6 protein-coding genes are annotated in these 7,021 nt (G+C 35.0%); 2 read left to right on the plus strand and 4 right to left on the minus strand.

What is annotated here, in order from left to right; genetic code table 11:
* The 3 genes from AC3DU7_RS20370 to AC3DU7_RS20380 form a co-directional block, all read right to left on the minus strand.
* On the minus strand, nucleotides 1–527 hold a 527-nt coding region (locus AC3DU7_RS20370; protein WP_488041130.1), incomplete at its 3' end, for an FHA domain-containing protein.
* A 409-nt stretch (nucleotides 528–936) separates the two neighbouring features.
* Nucleotides 937–1,317 (minus strand): hypothetical protein, encoded by a 381-nt coding sequence (locus AC3DU7_RS20375; protein ID WP_488041131.1) that lies wholly within the window; start codon nucleotides 1,315–1,317, stop codon nucleotides 937–939.
* 11 nt (nucleotides 1,318–1,328) lie between these two features.
* Nucleotides 1,329–2,225, minus strand: coding sequence for a hypothetical protein (locus AC3DU7_RS20380; RefSeq protein ID WP_488041132.1), 897 nt, complete (start codon nucleotides 2,223–2,225; stop codon nucleotides 1,329–1,331).
* Between the two features lie 349 nt (nucleotides 2,226–2,574).
* On the opposite strand from AC3DU7_RS20380, the gene AC3DU7_RS20385 reads away from it, so the two are divergent.
* Nucleotides 2,575–4,509, plus strand: coding sequence for a mechanosensitive ion channel domain-containing protein (locus AC3DU7_RS20385; RefSeq protein WP_488041133.1), 1,935 nt, complete (start codon nucleotides 2,575–2,577; stop codon nucleotides 4,507–4,509).
* Between the two features lie 552 nt (nucleotides 4,510–5,061).
* Here the strand turns inward: AC3DU7_RS20385 and AC3DU7_RS20390 are convergent.
* Nucleotides 5,062–5,988 carry a glycosyltransferase family 10 domain-containing protein gene (locus AC3DU7_RS20390; protein ID WP_488041134.1) on the minus strand — a complete coding sequence of 309 codons (927 nt, stop codon included), beginning with the start codon at nucleotides 5,986–5,988 and terminating at the stop codon, nucleotides 5,062–5,064.
* A gap of 252 nt (nucleotides 5,989–6,240) precedes the next feature.
* Here AC3DU7_RS20390 and map point away from each other — a divergent pair, with 252 nt between their 5' ends.
* Nucleotides 6,241–7,008, plus strand: a complete 768-nt coding sequence (gene map, locus AC3DU7_RS20395; RefSeq protein ID WP_488041135.1) for a type I methionyl aminopeptidase — start codon at nucleotides 6,241–6,243, stop codon at nucleotides 7,006–7,008.
* Nucleotides 7,009–7,021 lie beyond the last annotated feature (13 nt).

Below are 7,021 nucleotides of genomic sequence, written 5' to 3' on the forward strand. Positions count from 1 at the left end.
TCTTTAATCTGCCATTGATTATTTTCAAAATAGATTTCTGCATGGGTAGAAGAAACTGTTTCATCTCCATAAAATCCATCTAAATCAATTTCTACAGGACCAATATTAGGATCAAATTTGCCAATCAAAACATTGTTACTATCGATAATAAATTCTGGTACGGGTGAACCTACTTGTTTTGGAATAAGTTTAGCAATTGTTCCAGTAATCACAGTAGGATTAGCAGAATTTGTAGGTAAAATATTTGCTTTTTCACTAGTTTCTAAACTTGGAGGTGAGCTAGTTTGAATATTTGTATTAACTGGTGCATTTACAGGATTATTGTTAATATTTTGATTAATACTTTGATGAAAATTTACTGCTTGTTCATCTGTTTGTAAAACAGTTTGTGTTTCTCCCTCTTGATTGCCTTTTTCTGCAACTGCGGACAAAATAACTGATGGTTGTATTTCTGAACCACAAACTTCACAAAATTGATTCGTGTCAGAATTTCTATCGTAGAAACATACATTACAATGAATAGTCATAATCCTCTATTTTAACTTTTTTTCTGCAACATAATTTTTAACTTGATGTTTTTGTTTAGTAATAGTCTTGAGCTAACTACCTTCTTCCTTTTTGCTCTTTCATTATTTCTTACTTTAAAGAGTACTTGCCAAATAAATATTAGATCGTATAGCACCATCCCAAAGCAAGCTGTGCGTGATAGTCAAATCGAGCATTATTCCAGAATGGTAAGGATATCGTCACCTCATAATTAATAATTGGACAATTTTGGTTTGAAGCTTCCTCTTTTAAGGGGAAAAAATCAAAAATTTTCTTTTTAGTCAATCCCTTTATTTTAAGGAGGAGTAATAATTAATTATTAATTATTAATTGTTCATTGTTAATTGCTGAAACACCCTACTTAATCTACCTTCTTCCTTCTTTCTTACTTTAAGAAAAGTCTAGGGGAGGTAAGGCACCAATTTTTGGTTCTATATCAGATAAGTCTGGATCAATAAGTTTAGTAATTTCTTGATTTCCTGATTTTTTGAGGTTAATATTCTGATGATTAATTTTAGGTAAATCTAGAAAAATATTACTATCTCTATATCCTTCTTTGATATCTTGAATCCATGTTTTTATAATTATGTTTAAGTACATATCATTAATATAAAAGCCACCTTTACTTTGTAGTTCATTTCTAATTTTATTGCAGACTATTGAGGTAAAAAAACTGGCAGGTCGATTTTCATAATATTCTTCTAAGTCTAGAATATATCTATATATTTGATTAGTATTTTTGTTTGTGAGATTCAAAGAATATTCTACCATAATAATTCTAACTAATTTAGGCTAACTGTATCTATCTTCCATTTTTTATCTGTAGAATTCCAAACTAAAAATAACTCCAGAGATTGAGAAATATTTTCTCCCGATTTTTTTGTATATTTTACTAAAGCATTTACTGTAGCCGTATCTGTATTTGTGCTGACTTGCTTAACATCTTGAATAGCAATATTACTAATTCCCGTCCACCAATCATAATAGGAATTGTAACCATTTGGATGTAGTTGTTGATTATCTTGAAAACTTGTTGATAGTTGATTCCAAGCTTGCTCATATTTACCTTGACTAAGATTAGAATAATAATTTTTTACTGCTGCTTCACTAGAAGTTTTAGAACTAGATTCTTGAGGGACAGTTTCAGATTCTGGCGTTGATGAAGTCTCGTCTATACTAATGGTAGAAAGTTCTGGTGTTGGTAAATCTCCTAAATTAATTTCTAGGTTGAATTCTGCGGATTTACTAGGGCTAGAAACTTGCACAATATATTCTCCTGTTAGAGGTAAGTCAATAGACATTTGTTCTCCAGAAATTGGTGAATCTCTCTGTTCAGCGATGATTAATTCTCGACGTTGTAATAGTTTCGTATCTGGGGCAAATATCCAAATACAAACATTGCTAGTAACTCTATAGTTAAAGTCTTTACCCCTTCTGGCATAGAATTTATAGCTAAGTTGTTTTTCAGAGTTAACAGTATCGGATATAGTAATAATATTTTCGGTTAAAGATAAAGATTTAGCATCTGTCTTATCCAGACGAATTATTGGTTTTTTTGGGCATTCTACAAAGTTAGGAGTGGGCGACATGGTAGACAAATTTAATGGATTTTCAGCAGTAGATAAGTCACTGCACCCACAGATGATTGAAACTGTCAAATATAGTAGTGATTTTTTCATATAATTTTTTGTGCATATACTTGGTAAAAAATTCAGATTTTTGATTTTGATTTAATAGGTTTAATTAGTAGTACATGATTGATTTTGATTGGATCAATTTATCTCAATTCAAACATAATTACAATAGATCGCCATTACAATGCATTAATACCTAGACAAGTGATAGAATAGCTCAAACAACGAAATATTAATAATTAATCTTCGTATCCTAGATAACTAAAGCCTTCTTCCTTACATCTTCTTCCCTCTTCCTTTTTCCTTAATTCGACTTATGGAACATCTAAAACAACAGAATATCAACTTTCTTCCGTTTTCTTCCTTCTTCCCTGTTCCTTCTTCCTTCAACTATATGTCAAGACTTCAGAAATATGGGTTTAGATTAATTCTGGCACTGTGCATCTGTTTACTATCAATATTTCTGCTCTCTCCTGCCCTAGCAGAAGATGCAACAAGTGTAAAAGCTCCAGTAGTATTAGATGGTAGAGAGCTTTTAGAAATTGGCCCTTTGGGAAAAGTAACAGCCCAAGAGAGAGCCGAATTAATTACATCAACTCTGAAATCAGCCTTAGCTGAGAGTATTCAACGAAGAACACCACCACAGATAAAAGTAGTTCGCTCCGATCGAGAAGTAGTATTAAACATCGATAGTCGTCCCTTAGTGCAGGTGACAGAAGCGGATGTCCTCAACTCCATGTACTCAGATATTCAAGTGCAAATGTGGCAGGAAAAACTCCAGCAGGGTTTAAATAAAAGTTGGCAGGAACGCACGTCTGCTTATACCCGTTGGGCAGTCAAAAAGCTGATAATTGCATTTTTGATTACTCTGTTATTTCAGGTGGTACTCGTATTAGCATTTCGTTACATTCAACGCCAGAAGCTACAAAATCCTTACAGACGCTGGCACTCCTTACAACTATTAGGTTTAAGATTATTGCAAGTGGGAGTATGGGCAACATTGATCAAGTATGGGATTCAACTATTCCCTATGACTAGAGCTTGGTTTTATGAGGCTGTCAAACTTCTAGACACTACATTTAATTCTAGAATGTTTAAACTGGGAGAAGAAAGCATTTCCCTTAGCCAAGTATTAGCGATCGCCCTAACCATAGTCGCACTTTGGGTAGTGGTAAGCTGGTTTGTGAGCATCCTCAAATCTCGCTTCCTACCCCTCACAGAAACTGAACGTAGCCACCAAGACACAATTGCATTTTTTGTCCAATACGGACTACTTTCTATAGGAGCAGTCCTCATTCTCAATGCTGGAGGAGTAGACTTTCAGTCTCTAGCCATTTTGCTTGGAGCGCTCGGAGTAGGTATTGGTTTTGGATTACAAAATATTGTTAAAGACTTCATCTGTGGCTTAATTTTAATTGTCGATCGTCCGATAAAAGTTGGAGAATTAGTTCAAGTAGGAGAATTTCAAGGCTTAGTCCAACGCATCGGTACCAGAACAACTGACATTTCTAATATCGAACGCTATATTATTACCATTCCCAACTCTCGCTTTATTGAAGGGGAATTACTCAACTGGAACCGTAGTGGTATAACTAGGGTGAAAACTTATGTGAAAGTTCCTTATGGAACAGATATTGATTTTGTCTACAAAGTTTTGCTTGCTGCTGCTCAAGTAGAACATCCAGATATTCTCCGTCATCCACCTCCTAAAGTAAAATTTCGGCAATATTTAGAGGATGGTTTACAGTTTCGGGTAGTGGCTTTTATCTGCGATCCTCTCAAGCAACCGAAGGTGAGAACCCACCTGTATAACCAGATAGAAAGATTTTTGCGCAAGTATGGAGTAGAAGTAGCTCGTCCTCAACAAGACTTACATCTCGACCCAGAAATCTATGCTTGGTTGCGGTCGCAAACCCCTATGGAACATCGACTGCACCCTGAAGAAATTCCATCTATCGAACCACCTGCTATTAAAGAAGAGTACGACTGGGAAGCGATCGCCACTGCGATGCGCGGAACTAACGGAGTTTCTATCAAAGACCGCAAATTTCAATTTAAGAAATTTAAAAATGTCTTTTTTGGATCGGATGCGGTAGAGTGGTTAATGATTCACGAACGAGCTACTAGGGAAGAAGCTGTTTTAATGGGTCAATTAATGTTACAACAGGGGATAATTCATCATGTTTTAGACGAACATAATTTTAAAGATGAGCCTCTGTTTTATCGCTTTTATAATGATGAGGTTGAAAGTAATCTTAGCACTAATTCTCAGATGAAGCAGAATAGTCAACGGGAAACAGATCCAGATGCTGGGGAAATTGATTTATAACCCCAAAATAATTCTGATGAATAGCACAATTGTAGGGGTGGGTTTAGCCGAAAGCCTTGACATTTCCGATGTAGAAAAACCCGCCCTCTAATAGACATCTCCGACAATAAAAAATAAAATCAATTATCGCACAGAAATTATCAATTCTTTTCCTCTACTGCCTACTGCCTACTGCCTCTTTTCCGGAGATGTCTAATATAGAATCCGGTTAAATACTTATCGTATCTACAGAAGGAAGGCAGAGGGCAGAAGGCAGAAGGCAGAAGGGAAAGAATAAAGTTAGAAGGTACAAAGTTTTTCATCAACCAGTTATCCAGCCTAATCATATACATATACTATATAACCGGATTCTATATAAAAGCAAGAGCTGATAGCTGATATCATGTCCGGTAGCATCGTTTGTGTATAAAATTAATTCATCATTGGAAGAAACCCTTCTGCCTCCTGCCTTCTGCCTTCCTTCCTCCAAAGTATAACTACTCAACCGGACATGATATGATGGCTGTTTGCGTTTGCGTAGCATCCCGTAGGGAAGCACTCCGCAGGAAATGCTTACATAATTTCTTGAAGTTTTTGCACTATATTTTGAACTACTTGTTTCTTTCGATTCATTTGTTTAACTTTTTCATAAGTTTTATTGAATGTCTGAATACAGAGATTCAAGCGTTGATTAAATTCATCTATACTCATTTTTTCTACATATTCAAATAATTCATTGCTATCTCTAAACTCGGTATAGTCTAAAAAACTATTTTTTTCAAAATCTTCATAAATCTTGCTATTTTTACCCCCATAATAAATAGGAAGACAGCCACTGATGATAGAATCCCAAATTTTTTCCGTACAGTAGTAGTCAGCAATAGTATTTTCAAAACAGAGGTTAAAATGATATTTTTGCAATATCTCTATTTTTCTTTCTTGCCATCTTCCTGAACGAGAATTTTCTATAACAATATTTTCTTGCCATCCTTTGCCATAAATATCAACTTTATCTAACTGATAACCCTGTAAAGCAATTTTTTTTCTTAATTCATATAAATCTAATTCCCGTCCATTACAAATCAAGGATGTATTCCAATGACAATTTTTGATTAAAGCTGCAATCTTTTTATGTTTTTCCCTACCAAATTTTTCAACTTTATAATCTGGTATTTTACATATATTGTCTCGCCAAAAAAAGTAATAATTATTCAAATAAATATCGCCCGTGTAAATGTTCATTATATGTACATCTACTCCTTTCCAGGATACTTTGCGATTAAAATGAGTATCAAACCTTGGTTCGTGAGTCCAAACTAGGTATTTTTTAGACGAACCATACTGAAGAATCAAAGGTTTTAATTTTTTAAAAAATCTACTTACAAATACATCGCAATCTTCTTCTCGATCGCTAAACACAATTTCATCGCCAGCAATTTTTTCAACTTGCCGAATAAAAGGAGTATACTCCATATTATCTACTTTAAAAATTTCGATCATTTCTCTTTTTTTGGGTGCAATTGTAGTCTAGATGCGCTAGTGCCACTACGCGGAAGTTAAAAATGAGTATTAATTGGTGAAGTTTCCTACGGCGCTTTTAAAGTAAGGTTAGGAAATTTATAAACCCTGAAATCCTTTAACAGTTTACTATTCCCTATTCCCTATTCCCTATTCCCTAGCGCTACGCGCTATATATGCTAAAGTAAGCTATGTCTATCAACCGTATAGCTTGCAGAAATAATTAAATAACCAATGGCAACTGAAACTATCGTTTTATTATCAAAAAGAGAAATAGAAAAAATGCGTCGGGCAGGGCGCTTGGCAGCAGAATTGTTACATCATCTTGAACCTCTTGTCAAGCCTGGGGTAAGCACTCTAGAATTAGATCGGGAGGCAGAACGTTGGACGCAAGCTCATGGCGCTCGTAGCGCTCCTCTTGGTTATCATGGTTTTCCTAAGTCTATCTGCACGAGTATTAATGAGGTAGTTTGTCATGGTATTCCTAACAGAAAACAAATCTTAAAAGAAGGAGATATTATTAACATTGATGTAACCCCAATTCTTGATGGTTATCATGGAGATACTTCTAAAACTTTTTTCGTAGGTGAACCTTCCCCATTGGCTAAAAAATTAGTTGAAGTTACAGAAAAATCTATGTATTTAGGCATTGCTGAAGTTAAACCTGGAAATAAAATTGGGGATATTGGAGCTGCTATTCAAGAGTATGCTGAAGCACAAGGTTTTTCTGTAGTCAGAGATTTTGTTGGTCATGGTGTAAGTAATATTTTCCACACTGCACCACAAATTCCTCATTATGGTACTAGAGGAAAAGGGACAAAGTTGCGGACTGGAATGGTATTTACTATTGAACCGATGATTAATGAAGGTACTTGGGAAGCAAAGATACTTGACGATGGTTGGACTGCTATTACTAAGGATCGTAAATTATCTGCACAATTTGAGCATACTGTTGCTGTTACTGAAACAGGGGTAGAAATATTAACTCAATATGAGGGATGAGAAGAAGGCAGAA

It is taken from the genome of Okeania sp. (assembly GCF_983059655.1).